24 protein-coding genes and 1 tRNA gene are annotated in these 26,451 nt (G+C 65.6%); 1 reads left to right on the forward strand and 24 read right to left on the reverse strand.

What is annotated here, in order from left to right:
- Positions 1-147 precede the first annotated feature (147 nt).
- From fusA to ACFOMP_RS14215, 20 genes are all read right to left on the reverse strand, one after another.
- Complete coding sequence (gene fusA / locus ACFOMP_RS14120; protein WP_289894320.1) at positions 148-2,271, reverse strand: elongation factor G; 2,124 nt, start codon at positions 2,269-2,271, stop codon at positions 148-150.
- 18 nt (positions 2,272-2,289) lie between these two features.
- Positions 2,290-2,760, reverse strand: a complete 471-nt coding sequence (gene rpsG, locus ACFOMP_RS14125) for a 30S ribosomal protein S7 (protein ID WP_011747098.1) — start codon at positions 2,758-2,760, stop codon at positions 2,290-2,292.
- Between the two features lie 12 nt (positions 2,761-2,772).
- On the reverse strand, positions 2,773-3,144 hold the full coding sequence (rpsL, locus tag ACFOMP_RS14130) for a 30S ribosomal protein S12 (protein WP_010399029.1): 372 nt from the start codon (positions 3,142-3,144) through the stop codon (positions 2,773-2,775).
- Positions 3,145-3,457: 313 nt separating this feature from the next.
- A complete protein-coding gene (locus tag ACFOMP_RS14135; RefSeq protein ID WP_379031642.1) occupies positions 3,458-4,309 on the reverse strand; it encodes a putative rhamnosyl transferase in 852 nt (283 codons plus the stop codon).
- A complete protein-coding gene (locus ACFOMP_RS14140; RefSeq protein ID WP_379031645.1) occupies positions 4,306-5,256 on the reverse strand; it encodes a DMT family transporter in 951 nt (316 codons plus the stop codon). Before ACFOMP_RS14140 ends, ACFOMP_RS14135 begins: the two co-directional genes overlap by 4 nt.
- Before the next feature lie 27 nt (positions 5,257-5,283).
- Positions 5,284-5,889, reverse strand: coding sequence for a methyltransferase family protein (locus tag ACFOMP_RS14145; protein ID WP_289894323.1), 606 nt, complete (start codon positions 5,887-5,889; stop codon positions 5,284-5,286).
- 149 nt (positions 5,890-6,038) lie between these two features.
- Positions 6,039-10,247 (reverse strand): DNA-directed RNA polymerase subunit beta', encoded by a 4,209-nt coding sequence (rpoC, locus tag ACFOMP_RS14150; RefSeq protein WP_289894324.1) that lies wholly within the window; start codon positions 10,245-10,247, stop codon positions 6,039-6,041.
- Positions 10,248-10,299: 52 nt separating this feature from the next.
- Positions 10,300-14,448 (reverse strand): DNA-directed RNA polymerase subunit beta, encoded by a 4,149-nt coding sequence (rpoB, locus tag ACFOMP_RS14155; protein ID WP_379031649.1) that lies wholly within the window; start codon positions 14,446-14,448, stop codon positions 10,300-10,302.
- Between the two features lie 283 nt (positions 14,449-14,731).
- On the reverse strand, positions 14,732-15,106 hold the full coding sequence (gene rplL, locus ACFOMP_RS14160; protein ID WP_017999544.1) for a 50S ribosomal protein L7/L12: 375 nt from the start codon (positions 15,104-15,106) through the stop codon (positions 14,732-14,734).
- Between the two features lie 66 nt (positions 15,107-15,172).
- Positions 15,173-15,688: a 50S ribosomal protein L10 gene (gene rplJ / locus ACFOMP_RS14165; protein WP_289894327.1), complete on the reverse strand. Its 516-nt coding sequence runs from the start codon at positions 15,686-15,688 to the stop codon at positions 15,173-15,175.
- A gap of 236 nt (positions 15,689-15,924) precedes the next feature.
- A complete protein-coding gene (rplA, locus tag ACFOMP_RS14170) occupies positions 15,925-16,623 on the reverse strand; it encodes a 50S ribosomal protein L1 (protein WP_289894328.1) in 699 nt (232 codons plus the stop codon).
- 3 nt (positions 16,624-16,626) lie between these two features.
- Complete coding sequence (gene rplK / locus ACFOMP_RS14175) at positions 16,627-17,079, reverse strand: 50S ribosomal protein L11 (protein WP_289894329.1); 453 nt, start codon at positions 17,077-17,079, stop codon at positions 16,627-16,629.
- A 108-nt stretch (positions 17,080-17,187) separates the two neighbouring features.
- Positions 17,188-17,727, reverse strand: a complete 540-nt coding sequence (gene nusG / locus ACFOMP_RS14180; protein WP_289894330.1) for a transcription termination/antitermination protein NusG — start codon at positions 17,725-17,727, stop codon at positions 17,188-17,190.
- Positions 17,728-17,919: 192 nt separating this feature from the next.
- Positions 17,920-18,114 carry a preprotein translocase subunit SecE gene (gene secE / locus ACFOMP_RS14185; RefSeq protein ID WP_289894331.1) on the reverse strand — a complete coding sequence of 65 codons (195 nt, stop codon included), beginning with the start codon at positions 18,112-18,114 and terminating at the stop codon, positions 17,920-17,922.
- A 76-nt stretch (positions 18,115-18,190) separates the two neighbouring features.
- Complete coding sequence (locus tag ACFOMP_RS14190) at positions 18,191-19,066, reverse strand: hypothetical protein (protein ID WP_379031655.1); 876 nt, start codon at positions 19,064-19,066, stop codon at positions 18,191-18,193.
- A gap of 41 nt (positions 19,067-19,107) precedes the next feature.
- Positions 19,108-19,183 (reverse strand) — tRNA-Trp (locus tag ACFOMP_RS14195).
- Positions 19,184-19,231: 48 nt separating this feature from the next.
- Positions 19,232-21,073, reverse strand: coding sequence for an ABC transporter ATP-binding protein (locus ACFOMP_RS14200; protein ID WP_289894333.1), 1,842 nt, complete (start codon positions 21,071-21,073; stop codon positions 19,232-19,234).
- Between the two features lie 57 nt (positions 21,074-21,130).
- Positions 21,131-21,784 (reverse strand): CatB-related O-acetyltransferase, encoded by a 654-nt coding sequence (locus tag ACFOMP_RS14205; protein WP_379031658.1) that lies wholly within the window; start codon positions 21,782-21,784, stop codon positions 21,131-21,133.
- A 197-nt stretch (positions 21,785-21,981) separates the two neighbouring features.
- Positions 21,982-22,395, reverse strand: a complete 414-nt coding sequence (locus ACFOMP_RS14210; protein WP_379031661.1) for a GFA family protein — start codon at positions 22,393-22,395, stop codon at positions 21,982-21,984.
- Entirely contained in the window at positions 22,392-22,784 is a 393-nt protein-coding gene (locus ACFOMP_RS14215) for a VOC family protein (protein ID WP_379031664.1), read from the reverse strand. The genes ACFOMP_RS14210 and ACFOMP_RS14215 overlap by 4 nt, the downstream gene beginning before the upstream one ends.
- A 132-nt stretch (positions 22,785-22,916) precedes the next feature.
- Between ACFOMP_RS14215 and ACFOMP_RS14220 the strand changes: the two genes are divergently transcribed.
- Positions 22,917-23,237 carry a DUF2628 domain-containing protein gene (locus ACFOMP_RS14220; RefSeq protein ID WP_289894337.1) on the forward strand — a complete coding sequence of 107 codons (321 nt, stop codon included), beginning with the start codon at positions 22,917-22,919 and terminating at the stop codon, positions 23,235-23,237.
- 38 nt (positions 23,238-23,275) lie between these two features.
- Here the strand turns inward: ACFOMP_RS14220 and ACFOMP_RS14225 are convergent, their stop codons facing one another.
- From ACFOMP_RS14225 to ACFOMP_RS14240, 4 genes are all read right to left on the reverse strand, one after another.
- Positions 23,276-24,850, reverse strand: a complete 1,575-nt coding sequence (locus ACFOMP_RS14225) for a GMC family oxidoreductase (protein WP_379031667.1) — start codon at positions 24,848-24,850, stop codon at positions 23,276-23,278.
- Between the two features lie 12 nt (positions 24,851-24,862).
- Positions 24,863-25,384 (reverse strand): Twin-arginine translocation pathway signal, encoded by a 522-nt coding sequence (locus ACFOMP_RS14230; RefSeq protein ID WP_379031670.1) that lies wholly within the window; start codon positions 25,382-25,384, stop codon positions 24,863-24,865.
- Between the two features lie 54 nt (positions 25,385-25,438).
- Positions 25,439-25,834: a VOC family protein gene (locus ACFOMP_RS14235; protein WP_289894340.1), complete on the reverse strand. Its 396-nt coding sequence runs from the start codon at positions 25,832-25,834 to the stop codon at positions 25,439-25,441.
- Between the two features lie 99 nt (positions 25,835-25,933).
- Positions 25,934-26,230, reverse strand: a complete 297-nt coding sequence (locus ACFOMP_RS14240) for a ribbon-helix-helix domain-containing protein (protein WP_019352736.1) — start codon at positions 26,228-26,230, stop codon at positions 25,934-25,936.
- Between the last annotated feature and the right edge of the window lie 221 nt (positions 26,231-26,451).

Here is a 26,451-nt window from a genome sequence, read left to right on the forward strand (position 1 = left end):
CGTGACCGATCGTCCCGATGTTGACGTGCGGTTTCGTCCGTTCAAACTTTGCCTTTGCCATGGGCATGGCTCCTTATGTTGACGGTGCGTGCAGGCACGCACCCTACGGGGTTGGTAGGGTGCGTGGTTGCCCACGCACCGCCGGGATTACGCGTATTTCTTCTGGATCTCGTCCGAGATGTTCTGCGGCACGGCCTCGTAATGGTCGAACTGCATCGTGAACACCGCGCGGCCCGAGGACATCGAACGCAGGTTGTTGATATAGCCGAACATGTTGGCCAGCGGCACGAAGGCGTCGATGACGTTCGCATTGCCGCGCGTGTCCTGACCGCGGACCATGCCGCGACGGCTGGTCAGGTCGCCGATGATCGAACCGGTATATTCTTCCGGCGTGACCACCTCGACGCGCATGATCGGTTCCAGCAGCTTGGCGCCGGCCTTCTTCAGACCTTCGCGCATGGCGGCACGCGCCGCGATCTCGAAGGCCAGGACCGAGGAGTCGACGTCGTGGAAGGCACCGTCGATCAGCGCCACCTTGAAGTCGATCACCGGGAAGCCGGCCAGCGGACCCGAATCCATGACGGACTTGATGCCCTTCTCGACGCCCGGGATGTATTCCTTGGGCACCGCACCGCCGACGATCTTCGATTCGAACGAGTAGCCCTCGCCCGGCTCGGTCGGGGTGATGACCAGCTTGACGCGCGCGAACTGGCCGGTACCGCCGGTCTGCTTCTTGTGCGTGTAGTCGATCTCGGCTTCGCGCGAGATGGTCTCGCGATAGGCCACCTGCGGCGCACCGATATTCGCCTCGACCTTGAACTCGCGCTTCATGCGGTCCACGAGGATGTCGAGGTGAAGTTCGCCCATGCCCTTCATGATTGTCTGGCCCGACTCGATGTCGGTCTCGACGCGGAAGGACGGGTCTTCGGCGGACAGGCGCTGCAGGGCCAGGCCCATCTTCTCCTGGTCGGCCTTCGACTTCGGCTCGACGGCGATCTCGATCACCGGCTCGGGGAAGGTCATGGTTTCCAGAACCACCGGCTTGGCCGGGTCGCACAGCGTGTCACCCGTGGTGGTGTCCTTCAGACCGGCCAGCGCGATGATGTCGCCGGCAAAGGCTTCGTCGATCTCTTCGCGGTTGATGGCGTGCATCACCATCATCCGGCCGACGCGCTCGCGCTTGCCCTTGGTCGAGTTCATCATCTGGTCGCCTTTCCTCAGCGCGCCCGAATAGATGCGCGTGAAGGTCAGCGAACCGACGAAGGGGTCGTTCATGATCTTGAACGCCAGTCCCGAGAACGGATCCGCGTCCGAGGCGTGGCGGGCGATGTTGCGCTCTTCCGTTTCGTCGCCCGGGGCGAAGCCCATGTAGGCGGGAACGTCGGTCGGCGCCGGCAGGAAGTCCACGACGGCGTTCAGCAGCGGCTGCACGCCCTTGTTCTTGAACGCCGAGCCGGCCATGACCGGGAAGAAGGACAGCGACAGCGTGCCCTTGCGGATCAGCTTGCGCAGGGTCGCCTCGTCGGGCTCGTTGCCCTCGAGATAGGCTTCCATCGCCTCGTCGTCCTGTTCGACGGCAAGCTCGATCATCTTGCCGCGCCATTCCTCGGCGACGTCCTGAAGCTCGTCACGGATGGGCTGACGGACCCAGGAGGCGCCCAGATCCTCGCCGATCCAGACCCATTCTTCCATCTTGATCAGATCGACGATGCCTTCCAGCTTGTCCTCGGCGCCGATCGGCAGGGCGATCGGGCAGGGGGTGCCGCCGGTGCGGTCCTTGATCATGGCGACGCATTTGAAGAAATCGGCGCCGATCTTGTCCATCTTGTTGACGAAGACGATCCGCGGAACCTTGTAGCGGTCGGCCTGGCGCCAGACGGTCTCGGTCTGCGGCTCGACGCCGGCATTGCCGTCCAGCAGGCAGATCGCGCCGTCCAGAACCGCCAGCGAACGCTCCACCTCGATGGTGAAGTCGACGTGGCCGGGGGTGTCGATGATGTTGAAGCGGCAGCGCTCCTTGTCATCGGGGGCGAAGTCGGCATCCTCGTGGCGCTGCCAGAAGGTGGTGGTCGCCGCCGAGGTGATGGTGATGCCGCGCTCGGCTTCCTGCTCCATCCAGTCCATGGTGGACGCACCTTCGTGCGTCTCGCCCATCTTGTGGTTCTTGCCGGTGTAGAACAGGATGCGCTCGGTCGTCGTGGTCTTGCCCGCGTCGATATGGGCCATGATCCCGAAGTTCCGGTAGCGCTCCAGCGGATATTCGCGTGCCATAAAGGGCCTTCCTTCCGGTTACCAGCGGTAGTGGCTGAACGCCTTGTTGGCGTCGGCCATCTTGTGCGTGTCCTCACGCTTCTTGACGGCGGTGCCGCGGCCGTTCACCGCGTCGGCCAGCTCGCCCGCGAGGCGCTCTTCCATGGTGTGTTCGTTGCGCTTTTTCGACGCGTCGATCAGCCAGCGGATCGCCAGGGCCTCGCGGCGCGACGGACGCACCTCGACCGGAACCTGGTAGGTGGCGCCGCCGACGCGGCGCGAGCGCACTTCGACCGAGGGCTTCACGTTGTCGAGGGCTTCGTGGAAGACTTCGATCGGCTCGCGCTTCAGCTTGCCCTGGACGCGGTCCAGCGCATTGTAGACGATGCGTTCGGCAACCGATTTCTTGCCGTCGATCATCAGGTTGTTCATGAATTTGGTCAGCACCCGATCGCCATATTTGGCGTCGGGCAGGACTTCGCGCTTCTCAGCGGCGTGACGACGGGACATGTGCCTATCTCCTTACTTCGGACGCTTCGCGCCGTATTTCGAACGACGCTGGCGACGGTCTTTGACGCCCTGGGTATCCAGCACACCGCGCAGGATGTGATAACGGACACCCGGAAGGTCTTTCACCCGGCCGCCGCGGATCAGCACGACGCTGTGTTCCTGCAGGTTGTGCTTTTCGCCCGGAATGTAGGAGATCACCTCGAAACCATTCGTCAGGCGGACCTTGGCCACCTTCCGCATAGCCGAGTTCGGCTTCTTCGGCGTCGTGGTATAGACGCGCGTGCATACGCCCCGCTTCTGCGGGCAGGATTGCAGGTGCTGCGACTTCGAGCGCTGCACCTTGGGCTGCCGCGGTTTGCGGATCAGCTGTTGGATCGTCGGCATTCGGTTCCCCGTCTTGCTTTCGTCAATACTCGCAGCCATCGGCTGCGCCACTTCTCGACGGCGAATCACGCCCATCGTGAAACGCCAGAACCCATCCTATCCCCGAGAGGGGGAGGACGGGTTGATTTCCAGAGGATCGGGGCTGATTCCGGCCCGGATCATGACCACAGAGGTTCTGGGCCCCGATCAGTTTCCTGACGGGTGAAGGGCGTATATGGGCAAACCCGGGGTGAGTCAACAACCCGCCGGGGGCAGGCCCGACCCGGATCGCGGCCGGCTTGCCGGCCCCGCGCCCCGACCCCTGCTCCGCCGGTCAAAGTCCCCAGCGCGGCCGGTCGGCGCCGGGCAGGCCGAAATCGCGCGCGGCGCGATCCAGCGCCTCCAGGTCGATGCGGAAACGCTCGGCCAACAGCCCGGCCCAGCCCGCGGGGTCGCCCTCCCACCGATAGCCGGCGCCGATGGCGCCCGAGTCGTTGTCGTGGTTCAGGAAGCGCACGAACATGGCCTTGCCGGGCATGGTCACCCCGGGCATCGACAGGCCGATCTTCCAATGCGGGAAATGCATCACGCTGCGCTGCGCATCGGGCGGCAGATAGACGGTCAGCGCCGCCCCGGCATTGTAGATCATCCGCGGCTCGACCGAGATGCCGTCCCGCATCGCCTTCAGCACCAGCCCGCGGGAATAATCGCAGGACAGCCGCCGCCGGCGTTCCCACAGCGGGCGCAGCGCCGCGAAATCCCGGCGGGCGTCGCGGATGTAATCCACGGCCACGGCATCGTCGTCGTCCTGGCGGAAATGGCCGACGACATCGGCGCCCGGCTCGATATGCGGCGCGATGGCGGCCAGGCAGGCGTCCAGGTGCTTCTCCATCGGCGGGACCAGCGCCAGCCGGGCCTGCGGCATGATCTCGGTCAGTTCGCGCAGCCGCGACAGCCAGGGCTCGGGCAGATCCGGCCCGGTCATCAGCACCAGGGTGAAATCCGGGTCGGTCTGGGCCAGCAACCCGGGCAAGGTCACGGTCTCGAACCAGAACCAGCGCCGCGCCAGCCGCTCGGGATGGTAGAGGAAGGCCCGCCGCTCCTCCAGCGTCTCATGCGCCACCTGGAAGCCCCGGCCCCCCAGATAGGAAAACCGGCACAAGCCCAACATCTGCACCCGCATCATCGACCGCGTCCCCTCAATTGCCGCTCGCGCAGGATGGTGTAGACCCCCGCCCCCACCACCAGGGCCGAGCCCGCCCAGGTCCACCGGTCCGGCCAGTCGCCAAACACCGCCAGCCCCAGCGCGATGGCCCAGACCAGCGAACTGTAACGGAACGGCGCCACGAAGGATATCTCGCCGACCCGCATGGTGGCGACGGCGGTGATGTAGCCGACGGTCAGAAACAGCGCCGCGCCCGCCAGCAGCGCGAACTCGGCCCCGCTGGGCATCCGCCAGCGTTCCGCGCCGCCCAGCACGAAGCCGGTCAGCATCACCGCCAGCGCCGCATAGAAGGCGATGCTGGACGAGCCGAGCCGAGTCGAGAAGGTTCGCGTCGCCATGTCGCGCACCACGATCAGCAGCATCGAGGCCAGCGCCACCGCCGACCAGCGGTCGAAGGCGCCGGTGCCGGGCCGCAGGATCAGCAGCACGCCCAGAAAGCCGATGCCGATGGCCATGAGCCGCCGCCAACCCAGCCTTTCGCGAAAGAACAGCGCCGCGGCCAGCGTCACCGCCAGCGGCAGCGCCTGCATGATCGCCGCGATATCGGCCAGCGCCATGCGCCTGAGCGCCAAAAGGTAAAGCACGGTCGAGGCAATGTCGGCGAACGTGCGCAGCACCAGCGGCCCCAGATCGGTGCGCGACACCCGCAGCCGCAACCCGCCCTGCCGTTGCGCGACCAGCACCATCAGCGCCAGCACCATGCCGCCCCGGATCGCCACCGATTCATAAAGCGGCAGGGTCTGGGTCACCGCCTTCATCAGCGTGTCGTTGCAGATGAAGGCCGCCATGCTGAGCGTCATCAGCGCCGCGCCGCGCAGATTGTCGGCCAGCCCCTGCCCCGGATCCGGGACAGGCGGGCGCAGGGCGGTGTCCGGCGCGCTGGCAGAGGGCAAGTCGGGGGTCAGCATGGCTTGGCGGTGCGGCTGCAGAAGTGGTTACCAAAGCGTCAGCAACGACCAGTCGAGGCTCAGCTTCACCTGGTCCACCAATTCGACGATCGGAATGAAGCTCAGGAAGACGAGCGCGTCGAACAGGTTGCGGCGCAGCGTCGTCGTGTCGAAGCGGACGGTCCGCCCCGTGCGGCACAGCCGCGGATCGGGCAGGAAGAACGGCGTGCGCGCGGCATAGGCGTCGTATTCCGTGCCGAAGCGCTGCGACAGGAACCCCGCCTCGCGCCGCGCGGTGATCCAGAGAACCAGCCCGACCGTGCCGCCGATCAGCAGCGCCAGGCTGACCGCACCGAACATCAACCCGATCCCCGTCGCCGCCACGGTCGAGAAGAAATACAGCGGGTTGCGGGTCATTGAATAGGGCCCGTCCCGCATCACATGCCGGTTCTTGGCGCCACCGACATAGAGGATCGACCAGAACCGGCCCAGCACGCCCGTCAGCAGCAGCAGGATGCCCAGCGATTCGATGGTCTCGTGTCCGAACCCGTCCAGGCCGAAAACCGGGTTGATCACCAGGATGGCCGGCAGCAGGGCCAGGCCCGACAGCCGCAGGATGTTGATGCGGATCTTCTGATTGACTGCCGCGCGCACCACACCAACCTCGCAAACGCCCCGACCGCACTTTGACCCATCATTATCCCCTGCCAGGGCCTTGCGCAATCGCGAGCCGCCGATGCGAAGGCGGCAAGCAAAAGGCCCGGCGCGGGGCCGGGCCTTTCGGGTTCGTGTTCAGGGCGCGATCAATCCTCGCCGCCGACCTCGGCCGGGCTGTCCTCCGGCGCGATCAGCGCCGCGGCGGCCTCGGCCTCGGCGCGGCGCGCCTCGATCACCTCGTTGTCGCGCTCGCCGGCAATGCGCTTCACGCGGGCGGTGGCGCCGCCGGTGCCGGCCGGGATCAGCCGGCCGACGATGACGTTCTCCTTGAGGCCGACCAGCTTGTCGCGCTTGCCCTGCACGGCGGCCTCGGTCAGCACGCGGGTCGTTTCCTGGAACGAGGCGGCCGAGATGAAGCTGCGGGTCTGCAGGCTGGCCTTGGTGATGCCCAGCAGCACCGGCTCGCCCGAGGCCGGACGGCCCCCCTTGGCTTCGATCTTGGCGTTCTCTTCCTCGAACTCGTCGCGATCGACATGCTCGCCCTTCAGCAGCGTGGTATCGCCGCTGTCGAGGATCTCGATCTTTTGCAGCATCTGCCGCACGATCACCTCGATGTGCTTGTCGTTGATCTTCACGCCCTGCAGTCGATAGACGTCCTGCACCTCGTCGATGAGATAGTCGGCCAGAGCCTCGATCCCCATGATGCGCAGGATGTCATGCGGCGCCGGGTTGCCGTCCATGATGTAGTCACCCTTCTGCACGAAGTCGCCTTCCTGCACCGGGATGTGCTTGCCTTTCGGCACCATGTATTCGACGGCTTCCAGCGTGTCGTCGGCGGGTTCGATGGCGATGCGGCGCTTGTTCTTGTAGTCCTTGCCAAAGCGCACATAGCCGTCGATTTCGGCGATGATGGCGTGATCCTTGGGACGACGAGCCTCGAACAGTTCCGCCACGCGGGGCAGACCCCCGGTGATGTCCTTGGTCTTGGCGCCTTCGCGCGGGATCCGCGCCACGACGTCGCCGGCCAGGATCTCCTGCCCGTCCTCGACCGACAGAACCGCGTCGACCGACATCGGATAGGTGACCGGGTTGCCCTGTTCGTTGCGCACCGGCTCGCCATCGGCATCGACGATGATGATCTCGGGCTTGAGCTCGTTGCCTTTCGGGGCCGAGCGCCAGTCCGTGACGATCTTCTGCGTCATGCCGGTCGCGTCGTCGGTCTCGTCGCGGACCGAGATCCCCGAGAGCAGGTCGACATATTTCGCCACACCCGCCTTCTCGGCGATGATCGGCAGGGTATAGGGGTCCCATTCGAACATCTTCTGGCCGCGCGCCACGGCATCGCCTTCGCGCACGAACAGCTTGCTGCCGTAGAACAGCTTGTGGCTGGCCAGCGTCTCGCCGGTGGCCGACTTGATGTGCAGCTGCATGTTGCGCGCCATCACGATCAGCTCACCACTGGCGTTTTCCAGCGTGCTTTCGTTCTGGAACTCAACCACGCCTTCCTGCGCGGCGGCGATGAAGGACTGCTGACCGCCCTGCGCGATGCCGCCGATGTGGAAGGTCCGCATCGTCAGCTGCGTGCCGGGTTCGCCGATCGACTGCGCGGCGATGATGCCGACCGCCTCGCCGATATTGACCAGCGTGCCGCGGGCCAGGTCACGACCATAGCACAGCGCGCAGACGCCATCGTCCGATTCACAGGTCAGGGCCGAGCGGATGCGCACGTTCTGCACGCCCGCCACCTCGATCTCGTCGGCCTTGCGCTCGTCGATCAGCTCGTTCTTGCGCACGATGACCACGTCCTCGCCCGGCACCAGCACGTCCTCGGCCGCGACGCGGCCCAGCACGCGCTCGGAGAGCGGGCTGACCACCTCGCCGTCGTTGACCGCCGCCGAGGCGGTGATCGCCCGGTCGGTGCCGCAATCATGCTCGCGGATGATGCAGTCCTGCGCCACGTCGACCAGACGGCGGGTCAGGTAGCCCGAGTTCGCGGTCTTCAACGCGGTATCCGACAGACCCTTCCGGGCGCCGTGGGTCGAGTTGAAGTACTCAAGAACGGTCAGACCTTCCTTGAAGTTCGAGATGATCGGCGTCTCGATGATCTCGCCGTTCGGCTTGGCCATCAGGCCGCGCATGCCGCCCAGCTGCTTCATCTGGCTGACCGAGCCCCGCGCGCCCGAATGCGCCATCATATAGACCGAGTTCGGCTCCAGTTCGGCGCCATTGGCGTCCTTCTTGGTGGCCGAGATGGTCTTCATCATGGCGTCGGTGACGCGGTCGTTACATTTCGACCAGGCATCGACGACCTTGTTGTATTTTTCGCCCTGGGTGATCAGACCGTCCAGATATTGCTGTTCGAACTGTTTCACCTGGTCCTGGGTTTCCTCGACCAGATCCCATTTCGTCGGCGGCACGACCATGTCGTCCTTGCCGAAGGAGATGCCGGCGCGGAACGCCTCGCGGAAGCCCAGGCCCATGATCTGGTCGCAGAAGATCACGGATTCCTTCTGGCCGCAGTAGCGGTAGACGGTGTCGATGACGTTCTGGATGTCCTTCTTGCGCAGCAGGCGGTTGACCAGCTCGAAGGGCGCTTTCGCGTTCTTCGGCAGAAGGGCGCCCAGACGGATCCGGCCCGGCGTGGTCTCGAAGCGCTTGATGACCTCGTTGCCGTTCTCGTCGATCTGCGGCAGGCGGGCGGTGATGCGGGCATGCAGATGCACCGCGCCGGAGGCCAGCGCGTGCTCCACCTCTTCCAGGTTGGCAAAGACCATGCCTTCGCCCTTCATGCCCTCGCGCTCCATGGTCGTGTAATACAGACCCAGAACCATATCCTGCGACGGCACGATGATCGGCGCGCCGTTGGCCGGCGACAGCACGTTGTTCGTGGACATCATCAGCACGCGCGCTTCCAGCTGCGCCTCAAGCGACAGCGGGACATGCACGGCCATCTGGTCGCCGTCGAAGTCGGCGTTGAAGGCCGAGCAGACCAGCGGATGCAGCTGGATCGCCTTGCCCTCGATCAGGATCGGCTCGAACGCCTGGATGCCCAGGCGGTGCAGCGTCGGCGCGCGGTTCAGCAGCACCGGATGTTCGCGGATCACCTCGTCCAGGATGTCCCAGACCTCGGGGCGCTCTTTCTCGACCAGCTTTTTCGCCTGCTTGACGGTGCTCGAAAGCCCCTTCGCCTCAAGACGCGAATAGATGAACGGCTTGAACAGCTCCAAGGCCATCTTCTTCGGCAGACCGCACTGATGCAGCTTCAGTTCCGGGCCGGTCACGATGACCGAACGGCCCGAGAAGTCGACGCGCTTGCCCAGAAGGTTCTGGCGGAACCGGCCCTGCTTGCCTTTCAGCATGTCCGACAGCGATTTCAGCGGGCGCTTGTTGTTGCCGGTGATGACGCGGCCGCGGCGGCCGTTGTCGAACAGCGCATCGACCGATTCCTGCAGCATCCGCTTTTCGTTGCGCACGATGATGTCGGGCGCGCGCAGCTCGATCAGCCGCTTCAGACGGTTGTTGCGGTTGATGACGCGGCGATACAGATCGTTCAGGTCCGAGGTCGCGAAACGGCCGCCATCCAGCGGCACCAGCGGACGCAGTTCCGGCGGAATGACCGGAATGACGGTCAGCACCATCCACTCGGGCCGGTTGCCCGACTCGAGGAACGACTCGACGATTTTCAGCCGCTTGATGATCTTCTTCGGCTTCAGCTCGCCGGTCGCTTCCTTCAGCTCCTCGCGCAGCTGCTCGGCGGTGGCGGCCAGGTCGATGTTCGACAGCATCTCGCGGATCGCCTCGGCGCCGATATTGGCGGTGAAGGCGTCGGCGCCATACTGGTCCTGCGCGTCGAGGAATTCCTCCTCGGTCAAGAGCTGGCCATAGCTCAGGTCGGTCAGACCCGGCTCGATCACGACGTAATTCTCGAAATAGAGGATACGCTCAAGATCGCGCAGCGTCATGTCCAGCATCAGACCGATGCGGCTCGGCAGCGATTTCAGGAACCAGATATGCGCGACCGGGGCGGCCAGCTCGATATGGCCCATGCGCTCGCGGCGGACCTTCTGCAGCGTGACTTCCACGCCGCATTTCTCGCAGACCAGGCCGCGATATTTCATGCGCTTGTATTTGCCGCACAGGCATTCGTAATCCTTGATCGGACCGAAGATGCGCGCGCAGAACAACCCGTCACGTTCCGGCTTGAACGTGCGGTAGTTGATGGTTTCGGGCTTCTTCACCTCGCCATAGGACCAGGCGAGGATTTCCTCGGGCGAGGCCAGCGAGATCTTGATTTCGTCGAACTGCCGCGGCTGGGCCAGCGGGTTCAGCGGATTGGTGGCAAGTTCCTGGTTCATTTTCAATTCCTAATGAAGGGCACGGGATGGATGGGGGTGAGGGCTTGCGCCCTCACTCCTCGTCCTCCGCATCCAGGAGTTCCATGTTGAGGCCCAGACCCCGGACCTCCTTGACCAGCACGTTGAACGATTCCGGGACGCCGGCCTCGAAATTGTCCTCGCCCTTGACGATGCTTTCATAGACCTTGGTCCGGCCGGCCACGTCGTCCGACTTGACCGTCAGCATCTCTTGCAGGGTATAGGCGGCGCCATAGGCTTCCAGCGCCCAGACCTCCATCTCACCCAGACGCTGACCGCCGAACTGCGCCTTGCCGCCCAGCGGCTGCTGGGTGACCAGGCTGTAGGGACCGGTCGAGCGGGCGTGCATCTTGTCGTCGACAAGGTGGTGCAGCTTCAGGACATATTTCATCCCGACGGTGACCGGGCGGGCGAACTGCTCGCCGGTGCGGCCGTCGAAGACGATGGACTGGCCCGAGCTGTCGAAGCCGGCGCGGCGCAACGCGTCGTTCACATCCGCCTCTTTCGCGCCGTCGAAGACCGGCGTGGCGATGGGAACGCCGCCGCGCACCGCATCGGCGTGCTCCAGCAGCGCCTCGTCATCCATGCCTTCGAAGGTCTCGGCATAGAACGCGTCGCCATAGCCGTTCCGCATCGCCTCGCGCACCGGGGACATGTTGCCATTGCGGCGATAGTCCTGCAGCGCTTCGTCGATCCTGATGCCCAATCCGCGCGATGCCCAGCCCATATGGGTCTCGAGGATCTGGCCGACGTTCATCCGCGACGGCACGCCCAGCGGGTTCAGCACCAGGTCGACCGGGGTGCCGTCGGCCAGGAAGGGCATGTCCTCGATGGGAACCACCTTGGACACCACACCCTTGTTGCCGTGACGGCCGGCCATCTTGTCGCCCGCTTGCAGCTTGCGCTTCACCGCGACGAAGACCTTGACCATCTTCATCACGCCCGGAGGCAGGTCGTCGCCCTGACGCACCTTCTCGACCTTGTCGTCGAAACGGTTGTCCAGCGCCCGCTTCTGCGCGTCGAATTGCTGGTTCAGCGCCTCGACTTCCTTGGCGGTGTCCTCGTCGGCGACGGCAAGCTGCCACCACTGGCCGCGCGACAGCTGGCCCAGCAGATCGTCATCGACCACGGCGCCGGCGCGGATGCCTTTCGGCCCCTTGACGACATCCTTGCCCATGATCAGCGTTTTCAGGCGCGCATAGATGTTGCGCTCCAGGATCGCCAGCTCGTCGTCCCGGTCGCGGGCCAGACGCTCGACTTCCTCGCGCTCGATCTGCAACGCACGCTCGTCCTTGTCGACGCCGTGGCGGTTGAACACCCGGACCTCGACGATGGTGCCATAGGCGCCCGGCGGCAGACGCAGCGAGGTGTCGCGCACGTCGCTGGCCTTCTCGCCGAAGATGGCGCGCAGCAGCTTTTCCTCGGGCGTCATCGGCGATTCACCCTTGGGGGTGATCTTGCCGACCAGGATGTCGCCCGGACCGACCTCGGCGCCGATATAGACGATGCCGGCCTCGTCGAGGTTGCGCAGCGCCTCCTCGCCGACGTTCGGGATGTCGCGGGTGATCTCTTCCGGGCCCAGCTTGGTGTCGCGCGCCGCCACTTCGTATTCGTCGATATGGATCGAGGTGAACACGTCGTCGCGGTGGATCCGCTCGGAAATCAGGATCGAGTCCTCGTAGTTGTAGCCGTTCCAGGGCATGAAGGCTACGACCACGTTGCGGCCGATCGCCAGTTCGCCCTGATCGGTCGAGGGACCGTCGGCGACGACCTGACCCTTGACCACGCGCTCGCCCACCTTGACCAGCGGGCGCTGGTTGATGGTCGAGGACTGGTTCGAGCGCTTGAACTTGCGCAGACGATAGATGTCCACGCCCGCGTCGCCCGCGCCCAGATCCTCGGTCGCGCGGATAACGATCCGCTGCGCGTCGACCTGGTCGATGATGCCGCCCCGGCGCGCCATGATGGCCGCCCCGGAATCGCGCGCCACGGTCGCCTCCATGCCGGTGCCGACGAAGGGCGCCTCGGCCCGCAGCAGCGGAACCGCCTGGCGCTGCATGTTCGAGCCCATCAGCGCGCGGTTGGCGTCGTCGTTTTCAAGGAAGGGGATCAGCGCCGCCGCCACCGAAACCAGCTGTTTCGGCGACACGTCGATCAGGTCCACCGCCTCGACCGGGTTCAGCATGAAGTCGCCCGCCTGACGGGTCGAGATCAGCTCATCCACGAACTTGCCACCCTCGTCGAGGGTCGCGTTCGCCTGGGCGATGGTGTGGCGCATTTCCTCGGTCGCGGACATATAGACCACGTCATCGGTCACCTTGCCCTCGATCACCTTGCGATAGGGGGTTTCGATGAAGCCGTATTTGTTGACGCGGGCAAAGGTCGCGAGGCTGTTGATCAGGCCGATGTTCTGGCCTTCCGGGGTCTCAATCGGGCACATCCGGCCGTAATGGGTCGGGTGAACGTCGCGAACCTCGAAGCCCGCGCGTTCGCGGGTCAGACCGCCCGGCCCAAGCGCCGAAAGACGCCGCTTGTGGGTCACTTCGGACAGCGGGTTGGTCTGGTCCATGAACTGCGACAGCTGCGAGGAACCGAAGAATTCGCGCACCGCCGCCGCCGCCGGCTTGGCGTTGATCAGATCCTGCGGCATCACGGTGTCGATCTCGACGCCGGACATGCGCTCGCGGATCGCGCGCTCCATGCGCAGCAGGCCGATGCGGTACTGGTTCTCCATCAGCTCGCCGACCGAGCGCACCCGGCGGTTGCCGAGGTGGTCGATGTCGTCGATCTCGCCCTTGCCGTCGCGCAGTTCCACCAAGCCGCGGATACAGGCGATGATGTCTTCCTTGCGCAGGGTGCGCTGGGTATCCGGCGCGTCAAGGTCAAGGCGCATGTTCATCTTGACCCGGCCCACGGCCGAGAGGTCGTAGCGCTCGCTGTCGAAGAACAGGCTGTCGAACAGCGCCGAGGCAGCCTCGACGGTCGGCGGCTCGCCCGGGCGCATGACGCGGTAGATGTCCATCAGCGCGCCTTCGCGGCTCATGTTCTTGTCCGCCGCCATGGTGTTGCGGATATAGGGGCCGACGTTCACATGGTCGATGTCCAGGACCGGGATGTCCTCGATGCCGTTGTCCAGCAGCACCTTCAGCAAGCCGCCCGAGATCTCGCCGTCGCGGTCGTATTCGACGGTAATCTCGTCACCGGCCTCGGCATAGATCAGGCCGGTCTGCTCGTTGATGATGTCCTTGGCGACGAAGCGGCCGATAATCTTCTCGAAGGGCAGAAGCAAGTTGATGTCGCCATGCTCGGCCAGCTGCTTGACCAGGCGCGGCGTCACCTTGTCGCCGGCCTTGGTGATGATCTCGCCGGTCTCGGCATTCACCAGGTCATAGCTGGGGCGGGTGCCGCGCACGCGCTCGGGGAAGAACTTGGTGATCCAGCCGGCCTCGCGGCCCTTGACGGCGCGCTGCAGCGTATAGTCCACGGTGTCGTAGAAGGCATCCATGATGCCCTCCTGGTCCATGCCGAGCGCATAGAGCAGCGTCGTCACCGGCAGTTTCCGGCGGCGGTCGATGCGCGCGAAGACCAGGTCCTTGGCGTCGAATTCGAAGTCCAGCCACGAGCCGCGATACGGGATGATGCGGCAGGCGAACAAGAGCTTGCCCGAGCTATGGGTCTTGCCGCGGTCATGGTCGAAGAACACGCCGGGGCTGCGGTGCATCTGCGACACGACGACGCGCTCGGTGCCGTTCACGATGAAGGTGCCGTTCTGCGTCATCAGGGGCATGTCGCCCATGTAGACGTCCTGCTCCTTGATGTCCTTGACCGACTTGGCGCCGGTGGTCTCGTCGACATCGAAGACGATCAGGCGCAGGGTGACCTTCAGCGGCGCGGCATAGGTCATGTCGCGGCTCTGGCACTCGTCCACGTCGTATTTCGGCTTCTCGAGCTCGTATTTCACGAATTCGAGCGTCGCGGTCTCGTTGAAGTCCTTGATCGGGAACACCGACTGGAAGACGCCCTGGATGCCTTCGCCATCCTGATGGCCCTCGGCCTCGCCCGACCGCAGGAACAGGTCGTAGGAGGATTTCTGAACCTCGATGAGGTTCGGCATCTCAAGAACTTCGCGGATATTGCCATAGTAACGCCGGATGCGTTTCTGGCCGACATAAGCTTGCGCCATAGAGGGTCTTACCTTTCGTCTTTCGCTTGCGGCGGTCGTCGGGGCCCGACCGGCGCAAGGCGGCGAATGAGGGGCGGGGTCCAATTCGTGCCGCGCGTCCCACCGCGCGACTCCCGAACCCCGAACATGCCCTGAAGGAAGGTCTGAACCCTGCGCGCCCCGTTCACAGCAGCTGGCAGGAAAACCGTCCTTCAAGACAGGTTCGGCAGGGACCGGGAGAACCCCCGGACCCTGCCATTTTCTTCCGAAATCAATCAGCCTGCACCATCAGGTGCCGGTCCGATTACTTCAGCTCGACCTTGGCACCAGCCGCTTCGAGCTTCTTCTTCATTTCTTCGGCGTCGGCTTTCGAAGCGCCTTCTTTGACTTTGCCGCCGGCTTCGACCAGATCCTTGGCTTCTTTCAGGCCCAGACCGGTGATGCCGCGCACTTCCTTGATCACGTTGATCTTGTTGGCGCCGGCGTCGACCAGGACGACGTCGAATTCGGTCTTTTCTTCGGCGGCTTCAGCCGGGCCAGCGGCCGGGCCGGCAACCATGACGGCGCCACCGGCGGCCGGCTCGATGCCGTATTCGTCTTTCAGGATGGTCTTCAGTTCCTGGGCTTCCAGCAGGGTCAGGCCCACGATTTCTTCGGCGAGTTTTTTCAGGTCAGCCATTTTTCCGTTCTTTCCATTAAGTGTTCCAACGTCGGGGTTTCAACCCCACGACGGGACGGGATTGCCTCAGGCAGCCTCGCGCTCTTCCAGAGTCGAGAGGATGCCCGCGATGTTGGAAGCAGGTGCGCCGATCGCGCCCGCGATGTTCGCAGCAGGGGCACCGATGCAGGACACGATCGAAGCGATAAGCTCCTCGCGCGACGGCATCTGGGCCACGGCTTTCACACCGGCCGGGTCAAGCGCCGTGTCGCCCATCGCACCGCCCAGGATCACGAACTTGTCGTTCCCCTTGGCGTATTTGTCCGCGACCTTGGCAGCAGCCACAGGATCCTCGGAGAAGGCGAGCACGGTCATGCCCGTCAGATAGTCGGCGATGCTGGCGCAAGGCTTTCCATCCAGGGCGATCTTGGCGAGCCTGTTCTTGGCAACGCGAACGGACCCGCCAGCTTCGCGCATCTGCGCGCGCAGGTCCTGCATTTCGGCAACCGTCATTCCCTCGTAGCGGGCAACCACCACGACGCCAGAGGCTTCAAAGATCTGGCCGAGTTCCTCGACCAATTGCTCTTTCTGCGCTCTATCCACGGTTTCACTCCAAGTATGGGGGTTTCCCCCCGGCTCTCACTTCCCTGCCGCTCGAACAGCGGCAGGAATGGGTCCGTGACGGTCCAAGATCCCCCGAAGAAACCTTCGGAAAATGGTCTTGATCCCATCTCAGGAAGGACGATTAAGCGGGGCAAGCCCCGCACCCTCCGTCTCGGACAGGACGGGGCATCACTGCCCCGCCATCCGCCAGATCACTCTGGCGGAATTCTTGCCGCTTACTGCGCGGCGGTCGAAGACAGGTCCAGCGACACGCCCGGACCCATGGTCGAGCTGATCGAGACCTTCTTCACATAGGTGCCCTTGGCGCCCGAGGGCTTGGCCCGGGTCACCGCGTCCACGAAGGCGCGGATGTTCTGGGCCAGCTTCTCGGCGTCGAACGAGGCCTTGCCGACGCCGGCATGGACCACGCCGGCCTTCTCGGCCTTGAACTGGACCTCGCCGCCCTTGGCGGCTTCGACGGCGGCTTTCACGTCCATCGTCACCGTGCCGACCTTGGGGTTCGGCATCAGGTTGCGCGGACCCAGGATCTTGCCCAGACGGCCGACCAGCGGCATCATGTCCGGGGTGGCGATGCAGCGATCGAACTCGATCTTGCCCGACTGGATGGTTTCCAGCAGATCCTCGGCACCGACGATTTCCGCACCGGCGGCCTTGGCTTCGTCAGCCTTGGGGCCACGGGCGAAAACGGCGACGCGCACATGCTTGCCGGTGCCGTTGGGCAGGGTCACGACGCCGCGGACCATCTGGTCGGCATGGCGCGGATCGACGCCCAGGTTCATCGCGATCTCGACGGTCTCGTCGAACTTCGCCTTGACGTTCGCCTTCACCAGCGCGACGGCGTCTTCGACCGTCAGGTTGGTTTTGCCGTCGAAGGCGGCGCGGGCGGCGGCTTTGTTCTTGGAAATCTTAGCCATGACTTAGCCTTTCACCTCGATGCCGATCGAACGCGCCGAGCCGAGGATGATCTGCATCGCGGCTTCCACGTCGTTCGCGGACAGGTCCTTCATCTTGGCTTCGGCGATCTCGCGGACCTGCTTGGCGGTCACGGTGCCGGCGACCTGACGGCCGGGCTTTTCCGAGCCCTTGGCGCGGTTGCGCTTGCCGACCGGCTTCAGACCGGCGGCCTTCTTCAGCAGGAACGAGGCCGGGGAGGTCTTGGTCTCGAAGGTGAAGGATTTGTCGGCGTAATAGGTGATCACGACCGGAACCGGGGCACCCTGTTCCATCTCCTGCGTCCTGGCGTTGAACGCCTTGCAGAATTCCATGATGTTGATGCCGCGCTGACCCAGGGCCGGGCCGACGGGCGGGGACGGGTTCGCCTGACCCGCCTTGATTTGCAGCTTCAGGCTGCCGACTACTTTCTTGGCCATCTGGCCCTCTCCTTATCATCACGCCCCGCCCCTGATCGGGCTTCGGGCCGACTTAGCGGTGCGGCCTTGCCCCCGGTCCGTTCCCGGCGGCGCAGCCTCCCGCGACGATCACGCGGTCTTGGCGACCTGCGTGAATTCCAGCTCGACCGGCGTCGGACGGCCGAAGATGGACACCGTGACCTTGATGCGGTTCGCGACCTCGTCCACTTCCTCGACCATGCCCGAGAAGCCCTCGAAGGGCCCGTCGGTCACATTCACTTTTTCGCCCACGTCGAACCGGATCAGGTTGCGCGGCGCCACCTCGGCCCCGCCTTCGCCGGTGCGATGCAGGATCGCGTTCACCTCGTCGTCGCGCATCGGCATCGGCTTGCCCTGGGCGCCCAGGAAGCCGGTGACGCGGTTGATCGAGTTCACCAGGTGATAAGTCTTGTCCGACAGCTCCATGCGCACCAGCACATAGCCGGGCATGAAGCGGCGCTCGGACGTGACCTTCTTGCCGCGCCGGATCTCGATCACTTCCTCGGTCGGGACCAGCACTTCTTCGATCTCGTCCTCAAGGGCCTTTTCGGCCACGGCCTGACGAATCGCCTCGGCGACCTTCTTTTCAAAGTTCGACAGGACGCTGACCGAATACCAACGCTTTGCCATGTCTCGATCGACCCCTGTTTCCTTCGGGCTGGCAAGCCAACCCCTTGAATTCCTTAACCGCCCAGGCCGGATCGCGGTGCATCTGCGCAGCCTCCGGCCAAATTGAAATCGGCGCGCACGACCGAATCGATGCACGCCGCGTCACGGGCAGGTCGGGCGGACATACCGTCCCCCGCGCCTCAATGCAAGCCCTCAGCTTCCGACGAAGTGAATGACGCCCGACAACCCGGTCTTGATCGCCAGATCGACCAGGAAGAAGAAGATCGAGGCCAGCGTCGCCATGATGAAGACCATGATGGTCGTTGTCACCACCTCGCGGCGGGTGGGCCAGGTGATCTTGCCGACTTCGGCGCGGACCTGGCTGATGAACTGGACGGGGTTGGCCATGGGATTCCCTTCGGTCTTGCAGCCGGTCAAATAGCGTCTGCAAGCCGGCTTTTCAAGCGCGGATCTGGCCCGGCGCTCAGGGTGCGACGAACTCGACCCGCGGCAGCTTGCGGATCGCCGCGATCTCGCGCGCGTAGTTCTCGGCCGAGCGGGCATGGTCGGCCTCGTCCAGCAGGCGCAGCGGGCCGTGGCCGTCGGCACGGCGGAACCGCCGCCTGGCGCGCTGCGCCAGCACCCGCAGGTCGGCCTCGCTATCGGCCATGGCGCGTTGCAGGAACCACTCATAGCCCGGCTGGGTCAGGCTTTCATTGGCCGGCGGCGGATCCGGCACCTGCCCGGCCATGCCCGGCGGCAGCAGACGGTCCAGCAGCTGCGCGCGCAGCGCGGCGTAATCCTCGTAACGCCAGACCACCAGCCGCGCGACCCCTTCCAGCGCCGCCAGGCGCTTGACCAGGCCAAGCCAGCCCAGCCGGGCCGGGTCGCGGCCGCGCAGCCAGTCGGCAATCTCGGTCTCCTTGCCCAGTCCGACCTGCAGCGCGAAGGCCGAGAGATTGAAGCTGGCCGGGTCGCGGATCGACAGATACAACACCGCCGGGCCGCCGCCGGCCAGCGCGATCACCTGATGCAGGCGGCGCGCGGCAAAGGGATGCAGCACCCCCCGCCGCGAAACGATCTTATTGCGATTTGTGCCGCCCAGGATGTTCTCCTCGGAGATCAGCACATCCGGGCAACCCTGGCATTGCGCTTGCCAGGCGGCGCGAAAACCGGCCTCGCCGGGGCAGCCGGCGCCGGCGGCCAGGATCTCGGCCAGCCCCAGCGGCGGCGTGCGCAGCAGCGCCGGATCGGCATAGAACAGCCCGGCATCGCGCAGCTGGTCCTGCACCTGGCGCAGGGAATATTGCAAATGGGTCGAGGCGGTCTTGTGCGCCCCCAGATGTATGCTCAGAGCCATGAAAACTTCTGGTCAGGGCGCGGACATCGGGCGGAAGCGGCTGGCAGGGGTTGGGGGACTCGAACCCACGACCCTCGGTTTTGGAGACCGATGCTCTACCAACTGAGCTAAACCCCTAAGCCGCGCGTCTGATTACGGCAGAGGCGCCGCCGGTTCAAGAGGGAATCATTCCGCCTCCAGAAAACCGCCCGACTGCCGCGCCCAAAGCCCGGCATAGATGCCGCCCTGCGCCAGCAGCGTCTCATGCGTGCCCTGCTCGACGATGCGGCCCTGCTCCATCACCACCAGCCGGTCCATGCGGGCGATGGTGGAAAGCCGGTGCGCGATGGCGATCACCGTCTTGCCCTGCATCAACATGTCGAGCTGCGACTGGATCGCCGCCTCGACCTCGCTGTCCAGGGCGCTCGTCGCCTCGTCCAGCACCAGGATCGGCGCGTCCTTCAACAGCACCCGCGCGATGGCGATGCGCTGGCGCTGGCCGCCCGACAGCTTCACGCCGCGCTCGCCGACATGGGCGCCAAGCCCGCGCCGGCCCTGCGAATCGGTCAGGCCGGCGATGAAATCCGCCTCGGCCAGTTCGGCGGCGCGCAGGATCTCGGCCTCCGAGGCGTCCGGGCGGCCATAGGCGATATTGTCGCGAATCGAGCGGTGCAGCAGCGAAGTGTCCTGCGTCACCACACCGATGGCGGCGCGCAGGCTCTCCTGCGTGACCTGCGCGATGTTCTGGCCGTCGATCAGGATGCCGCCCGCTTCCAGGTCGTGAAAGCGCAGCATCAGGTTCACCAGCGTCGACTTGCCGGCCCCCGAGCGACCGACCAGCCCGATCCGCTCGCCCGGCGCGATGGTCAGCGACAGGTCGTCCAGCACCGCGCCGCGACCGGGCCGCGCCACCTCGCCATAGCGGAAGGTGACGTGGTCGAACTGCACCCGCCCCTCGGGCACCGCAAGCGGCCGGGCGCCGCGCGCATCCGTCACCATGCGCGGCAAGGACAGCGAGCCGATGCCGTCGCGCACCGTGCCGATATTCTCGAAGAGACCGGCGAATTCCCACATGATCCAATGCGACATGTTGCCCAGCCGCAGCGCCAGCGGGATGGCCACGGCGACCGCACCGACCTCGATCTTGCCGCCGACCCAGAGCCACAGGCCCAGCACCGTCACGGAAAAGGCCAGCAGCGAGTTCAGGGTCGAGAGCAGGATGTTCTGGATCGAGGCCAGTCGCATCTGCCCGTGCACGGTCTGCAGGAACCCGTCCATGCTCTCGCGCACGTAAGCCTCCTCGCGCGAGGAATGCGAGAACAGCTTCACGGTCGAGATGTTGGTATAGCTGTCCACCACCCGGCCGGTCATCACCGCGCGGGCATCGGCCTGCGCCTCGCTGATGCGGCCGATGCGCGGGATCAGCCACCACAGCAGCAGGCCGTAGAAAATGCCCCAGCCGGCAAAGGGCAATGCCAGCCAGCCATCGGTCGAGGCCGCCAGCACCATCGCGCCGATGAAATACACCCCGACATAGACCAGCACGTCCATGAACTTCATCGCCACTTCGCGCACCGCCAGCGCGGTCTGCATCAGCTTGGTGGCGATGCGGCCGGCGAATTCGTCCTGGAAATAGCTCATCGACTGGCGCAGCAGGTAGCGATGCGCCTGCCAGCGGATACGCTGCGGGAAATTGCCCATCAGCGTCTGGTGCATCAGAAGCGAGAACAGCACCTGCAGCAGCGGCAGGCCGATCACCAGGATCGCGCCCATCAGGATCAGCCGGTTGCCCTCGGCCGCCCAGAAATTCGCGCGGTCGGCCCCGGCCAGCCGGTTCACCAGCTCGCCCAGATAGCCGAACAGCACCACCTCGGCCACGGCGATCAGGGCCGAACAGGCGGCCATGGACAGCATGTAGCCCTCGGCCCCGCGCGAGAAATGCAGGATGAACCGCCACAAACCCTGCGGCGGCATGCGCGGCGGATCGGCGGGATAGGGATCAAGCCGGCGTTCGAACCAGCTGAACATGTCGGACCTCATTCGCATCAATCCGGGTCCTTGCCCGGTTCGTTTCGTCGGACCGCCTCAGGCGGCCAGTTCCTCAAGCGCCGCGACATCGGCACGGGCCAGCGCGGCGGTGGCGCGGGCAATCCGCGCCGGCGGCCAGTGCCACCATTGCAACGCCATGAGCCGGGCGATGGTGGCATCGTCGAAGCGCATCCTTATGACACCGGCCGGATTGCCCGCGACCACCGCGTAATCCGGCACCCCGCCCCCCACCACCGCGCCGGCGCCGATGATGACGCCGCTGCCGATGCGCGCGCCGGGCAGGATGGTGGCGCCGTCGCCGATCCAGACATCGTGGCCGATCGCCGTATCCGGCAATCCGCTGATCTGGTCGATGTAATCGCCCACCCGCGCATGGTCGAAGATGGCGAAGGGGTAAGTCGAGACCCCGGCCATCGGGTGATTGGCCGAGGCGGTGACGATCCGCACCCGGTCGGCGATCTGGCAGAACCGCCCGATCACCAGCCGCTCGGGCGCGCCGGCATAGGTATAGGGCGCAAGCCGCGCCGCCCAGTCCTCGGGCGGGTCGAAGCTGCTGGCATAGGTGAAATCGCCGATCTCGATATTCGGATGGTCGATCACCCGGTTCAGATGCACCAGCCCCCGGTTCGGGGTGTCATCGGGAAAGCGCATGGGATGGGGCGACGCCGCATCAAGGAAGTCAGCCGTCATGGGAATCCTCTTCAATCCGTCCGTGAAAGGTCAGATCTGCGAGTTGTCCATGACACCGTTCCCCTCTGCTGCGGCGGCCACCATAGCCGGATTTCACCGCCGAGGCAACCGGGGGCCCTGCCCCCGCCCCTGCGCCCCCCCCGGGTATTTGGAAAACGGCGAAAGCGCTTTCGGCGCTTGCCGGCGTCAAGGGGGGCTTACAGGTGCCGGGTCTCGGGTGCCGGGTTCCACCAGGCGTCATGCGCGCCGTCGGCATAGAACACCGGGGCGGCGATCAGTTCGGCCTCGGGCACGCGGTCGAGCGCGCTGACACAGACCTGGACGAAGCGCCCGCCCATCATCTCCAGGTCGCCCTCGGTCCAGAGGCGGGTGCCGCAGCGGCCGCAGAACATGTGGTGCATGTCAACGCCGTCCTGCTGCCGGCGCGGGGTTTCGGCCAGCATCTCGGCGCCATGGGTGATGCGGAACCGTTCGGGATCGGGCAGGCGCATCTCCCAGTAGCGCATCTTGCGGCAGAAGCTGCAATTGCAGCGCATGGTGCCTTGCGACAGGTCGCCCTCGGCCTCGAAGCGGACGGCGCCGCAGAAGCAGGAACCGTGATAAAGGGTCATGCCTGGTCTCCGTGGTGGACGGCCTCGATATTGTTGCCGTCGGGGTCGAGGATGAAGGCGCCGTAATAGCCCGGATGATATTCCGGCCGCAGCCCCGGCGCGCCATTGTCGCGCCCGCCCGCCGCCAGCGCGGCGGCATGGAAGGCGTCCACGGTCGCCCGGTCGGGCGCGGCAAAGGCGACATGGGCGCCCGGGCCCGCAGGCCGGCCGCTGCCGATCCAGAAGAACGGCTTGCCCTCGCGGCCATAGCCCAGATGCGCGCCGTGGCCGCCGGTCATCTCCTCGGTCACCTCCATCAGCAGGCCGACGCCCAGAGGCGCCAAAGCCCGGTCGTAGAAGGCGCGCGCGCGGGGCAGGTCCGAAACAGGAATTCCGATATGGTCGATCATCTTCCCTCTCCTTTTCCCGGCGATGATCGGCGATCCCTGCTGACAGATCATGTCAGCTTCCTGGCCGGATCAACCTTTCCTTAATTTCGGCCTGTTAGGGATTCGCGGCAGTTCAAACGCAGGACCATGACCATGTCGATTTCCGACCCCCCGCCGATCAACCGTGTGGACCGGCTGCGCGCCGAGGTCGAGGCCAGCCGGGCCGAAGCCTCGGTCCTTTCCGGCAGTTTCGACGAATCCACCGGGCTCAGCTGGCTCTGGGCCTTCCTGTTCGGCCCGATCTATTTCGCGGTGCACGGCTTCTGGGGACGGGCGGTCGTCGTGCTGGCGCTGAATTTCCTGGTGATCGGTTTCATCGTCGCGCCCTTCCTGGCCTATCCCGCCTGGCGGGAAAGGGCGAACAGGCAGGCCGAGAAGATGCTGCTGCTGGACAGGCTGCGCCAGGGGCGCTGACCGGCCATGGCCGCGCGGCGGCGGCCATGGCGCTTGGCTCAGAGAGCCCCCGCCGCCATTTCGCGCGCCAGGTGGTCGGCCTGCCGGATCGCCAGCGCCACGATGGTCAGCGTCGGGTTTTCCGCCGCGCCGGTGGTGAACTGGCTGCCGTCCGAGACGAAAAGGTTCGGAACGTCGTGGCTTTGCCCCCATTTGTTCACCACCCCGTCCTCGGGCCGGTCCGACATGCGGTTGGTGCCCAGGTTGTGGGTCGAGGGATAGGGCGGCGTGGGCAGCGTCCGGGTGGCGCCGACGGCCTTGTAGATCGCCTGGCCCCGGGCATAGGCATGGGCGCGCATGGCGATGTCGTTCGGATGGTCCGAGAAATTGACGTTCGCCACGGCCAGGCCGAACTGGTCCTTGGTCTCGGACAGGGTGACGCGATTCTCGGCCTGCGGCATGTCCTCGCCCACGATCCACAGACCGGCCATGTTCTCGTAGGCATCCAGCGCCCTGGTGAACTCGCGCCCCCAGGCACCGGGATCAAGAAAGGCCGCCATGAAAGGCAGACCCAGGCTCAGCGTCTCCAGCTCGTAGCCGCCGACGAAGCCGCGCGAGGGGTCGTGCCGCGCCTCGTCGCGCACGATCCCGGCCATGGTGGTGCCGCGCCACATCCGCACCGGCTTTTCGAAGATGCCGTAGACCGAGCCGGTGGTGTGGCGCATGTAGTTCCGCCCCACCTGCCCCGAGCGGTTCGCCAACCCGTCCGGGAACATGGCGCTGGCCGAATTGAGCAGCAGTCGCGGACTCTCGAAACTGTTGCCGGCGACGCAGACCAGCCGCGCCTTCTGCATCTGCAGATTGCCGTCCTTGTCGAAATATTCGACGCCGGTGACGCGGCCCCGGTCGTCGTGCAGGATGCGCGCCGCCTGAGCGTGGTCGCGCACCTCGAGATTGCCGGTCGCCTCGCCGCGCGGGATGTCGGTATAGGCGGCGGACCATTTCGCCCCCCATTTGCAACCCTGGAAGCAGAAACCGGTCTGCTGGCAGGACATCCGCTCGTCATAGTCGACGCTGTTGATCGCCATGTTGCCGGTATGGACGTCCTGGTAGCCAAGCGCCCGGGCGCCCTTTTCCAGCACCTTGTAATTGCTGTTGCCCGGCAGGCGCGGGCGATCGCCGACCCCGGTCACGCCCAGCTTGGCCTCGGCCTTGTCATACCAGGGCGCCATCTCGGTCGCGTCGATCGGCCAGTCCGCCAGCGTCGCCCCCTCGACCTTGCCATAGGTCGAGAGCGCCTTCCACTCATGCTCCTGAAAGCGCAGGCTGGCCCCGGCCCAGTGGATCGAGGTGCCGCCGACCGCCTTCACGATCCAGGCCGGCAGGCCGGCAAAATCCTTCGCCACCCGCCAGTCGCCGCTGGTGGTGCGCGGGTCGGTCCAGGCGAGCTGGCCGAAGCTTTCCCATTCGTCGTTGACGTAATCCTCGGGCAGGTAACGCCCGCCGGCTTCCAGGGCCACGACCTTGACGCCCTTCTGCGCCAGTTCGTTGGCCAGCACCCCGCCGCCGGCGCCGGTGCCGACGATGACCACGACGCCGTCGTCGTTCAGATCGAATTTAGCCGCTTGTGCCATGATGCGCCCCCCTCACAGCCAGTCGATGTCGTCGAAGCCGCGGTCGATGTAACCGCCTTGCGAGAAGGACTCGCCCTCATAGCCGAACAGCGGCCAGATCTCTTTCTGATTGTAGAGCCCCGTCACCAACCCGCCGCGCACGGACTGGAAGAAGGGCGTGTTCTCGATGCTGCGCAGGATGGCGACGCGATCCGCCTCCCAGCCGGCATCCAGGTAGCTGGCGAAGCCCGCCTGCTTCGCCGCCGCGTTCAGCGCCGCGATGCCTTCGGCCACCATCGCCTTCTTGTCCTCGGCGTCGTAGGATTTCACCGCCACGGCATAGAAGCGGTCGCCGATCCGGTCATGCGGATAGATGTCGCGCGCCATTTGCAACAGCACCGCCATGTCCTGCTCGGCGATCGAGGTCACCTCGATGGCCCAGGCGGCATCGGGCGCGGCGATGAAGCCGGCCCCCACCACCGAAAGCGCACCCGCCGCCAGCACCCGGCCCAGAAGCTGGCGCCGGCTCAGGCCTTGCTTGCTCAGTCTCGTCATTCTCTCCTCCCAGGGTTTTGTTGCGCGCGCCCCCTCCCAAGGCGCGCGGTCGCGTCAGAGGTAGCGGCCTCCGCGCTGCAGCACTTCGATCTGGTATCCGTCCGGGTCCGCGATGAAGAAGAACCGCGCGATCACCTCGCCGCCCGGGGCGAAATCCACCAGCTTGCGCGGCGCGAAGCCCCCGGCCTGCAGCCGCGCATGCAGCCCGTCCAGGTCGTCGACGGAAAAGGCGATATGGCCGTAGCCGTCGCCCAGGTCATAGGGTTCGGTGCGGCCCTTGTTGATGGTCAGTTCCAGCTCGGTCCGGCTTTCGTCATTGGCCAGATAGACCAGGGTGAAGTCCGGGAAATCCAGCCGCTCGGCGACCTTCAGCCCGAAGACCTGCTCGTAGAAGGCGACCGAACGCGCCTCGTCCAGCACCCGGATCATGGAATGGATGTATTTCGCCACGCGCGCCCTCCGTTGCATCTGCGTCCTGGGGACCAGATTAGGGCGGTCGGGAAGGCCGCGGGTAGTAGCGGATTACTACAGCGCGGAAAGCGCGGCGTTTTACTCGGCCGCGATGCCCTGGGCCGGGTCGAGGCCCTGCTCCTCGCCCAGGTGGATGGTGCAGGCGCAGCGCAGCAGCGAGGTGAAGTTCCGCGCCTCGCCATGCCGCTCCAGCACCTCGGCATGCAGTTTCGAGATGAAGGCCGGGGTCGACACGCCCTCGCGCGCGGCGATCTGGTCGAGGATGCGCCAGAAGGCCCGTTCCAGCCGGATCGAGGTGGATTGCCCGTTCAGCCGCAGCCGGCGGGTGACGGATTCATAGCGTTCGGGGTTCTGACCGGCAAAGATCTGGCACATGGCTTGATCGCAATCGTTCCTGCTTTGCCCGAGTTTGGGTCGGAACCGCGGCCGGGTCAACAGCGCAGGGCCCGGCCGGCCCGGGGGCGGACCGCAAGGACCGGTCGCACGGGCAAAAGGCCGTGCCCGGGCGCCATGGCCCGCCAACCATGGCCCGCCAGCCATGGCCCGCCAGCCATGGCCCGCCAAAAGCAAAAGGCCGCCCCGGGGGCGGCCTTTCC

Origin of the sequence: Paracoccus simplex (genome assembly GCF_042648325.1) — a bacterium.
GTDB classification, from domain to species: Bacteria; Pseudomonadota; Alphaproteobacteria; order Rhodobacterales; family Rhodobacteraceae; genus Paracoccus; species Paracoccus simplex.

What these genes read in the sequence shown, in the direction of transcription:
- ACFOMP_RS14220 (WP_289894337.1), top strand. Translation starts at nt 22,917, where the DNA reads ATGTCGATTTCCGACCCCCCGCCGATCAACCGTGTGGACCGGCTGCGC.
- fusA (WP_289894320.1), bottom strand. Translation starts at nt 2,271, where the DNA reads ATGGCACGCGAATATCCGCTGGAGCGCTACCGGAACTTCGGGATCATG.
- secE (WP_289894331.1), bottom strand. Translation starts at nt 18,114, where the DNA reads ATGGCCAACCCCGTCCAGTTCATCAGCCAGGTCCGCGCCGAAGTCGGC.
- ACFOMP_RS14240 (WP_019352736.1), bottom strand. Translation starts at nt 26,230, where the DNA reads ATGTGCCAGATCTTTGCCGGTCAGAACCCCGAACGCTATGAATCCGTC.
- ACFOMP_RS14230 (WP_379031670.1), bottom strand. Translation starts at nt 25,384, where the DNA reads ATGACGAGACTGAGCAAGCAAGGCCTGAGCCGGCGCCAGCTTCTGGGC.
- ACFOMP_RS14225 (WP_379031667.1), bottom strand. Translation starts at nt 24,850, where the DNA reads ATGGCACAAGCGGCTAAATTCGATCTGAACGACGACGGCGTCGTGGTC.
- ACFOMP_RS14205 (WP_379031658.1), bottom strand. Translation starts at nt 21,784, where the DNA reads ATGACGGCTGACTTCCTTGATGCGGCGTCGCCCCATCCCATGCGCTTT.
- ACFOMP_RS14140 (WP_379031645.1), bottom strand. Translation starts at nt 5,256, where the DNA reads ATGCTGACCCCCGACTTGCCCTCTGCCAGCGCGCCGGACACCGCCCTG.
- ACFOMP_RS14200 (WP_289894333.1), bottom strand. Translation starts at nt 21,073, where the DNA reads ATGTTCAGCTGGTTCGAACGCCGGCTTGATCCCTATCCCGCCGATCCG.
- ACFOMP_RS14135 (WP_379031642.1), bottom strand. Translation starts at nt 4,309, where the DNA reads ATGATGCGGGTGCAGATGTTGGGCTTGTGCCGGTTTTCCTATCTGGGG.
- ACFOMP_RS14210 (WP_379031661.1), bottom strand. Translation starts at nt 22,395, where the DNA reads ATGACCCTTTATCACGGTTCCTGCTTCTGCGGCGCCGTCCGCTTCGAG.
- rplL (WP_017999544.1), bottom strand. Translation starts at nt 15,106, where the DNA reads ATGGCTGACCTGAAAAAACTCGCCGAAGAAATCGTGGGCCTGACCCTG.
- rpoC (WP_289894324.1), bottom strand. Translation starts at nt 10,247, where the DNA reads ATGAACCAGGAACTTGCCACCAATCCGCTGAACCCGCTGGCCCAGCCG.
- ACFOMP_RS14190 (WP_379031655.1), bottom strand. Translation starts at nt 19,066, where the DNA reads ATGGCTCTGAGCATACATCTGGGGGCGCACAAGACCGCCTCGACCCAT.
- rpsL (WP_010399029.1), bottom strand. Translation starts at nt 3,144, where the DNA reads ATGCCGACGATCCAACAGCTGATCCGCAAACCGCGGCAGCCCAAGGTG.
- ACFOMP_RS14215 (WP_379031664.1), bottom strand. Translation starts at nt 22,784, where the DNA reads ATGATCGACCATATCGGAATTCCTGTTTCGGACCTGCCCCGCGCGCGC.
- rpoB (WP_379031649.1), bottom strand. Translation starts at nt 14,448, where the DNA reads ATGGCGCAAGCTTATGTCGGCCAGAAACGCATCCGGCGTTACTATGGC.
- nusG (WP_289894330.1), bottom strand. Translation starts at nt 17,727, where the DNA reads ATGGCAAAGCGTTGGTATTCGGTCAGCGTCCTGTCGAACTTTGAAAAG.
- rplK (WP_289894329.1), bottom strand. Translation starts at nt 17,079, where the DNA reads ATGGCCAAGAAAGTAGTCGGCAGCCTGAAGCTGCAAATCAAGGCGGGT.
- rpsG (WP_011747098.1), bottom strand. Translation starts at nt 2,760, where the DNA reads ATGTCCCGTCGTCACGCCGCTGAGAAGCGCGAAGTCCTGCCCGACGCC.
- rplA (WP_289894328.1), bottom strand. Translation starts at nt 16,623, where the DNA reads ATGGCTAAGATTTCCAAGAACAAAGCCGCCGCCCGCGCCGCCTTCGAC.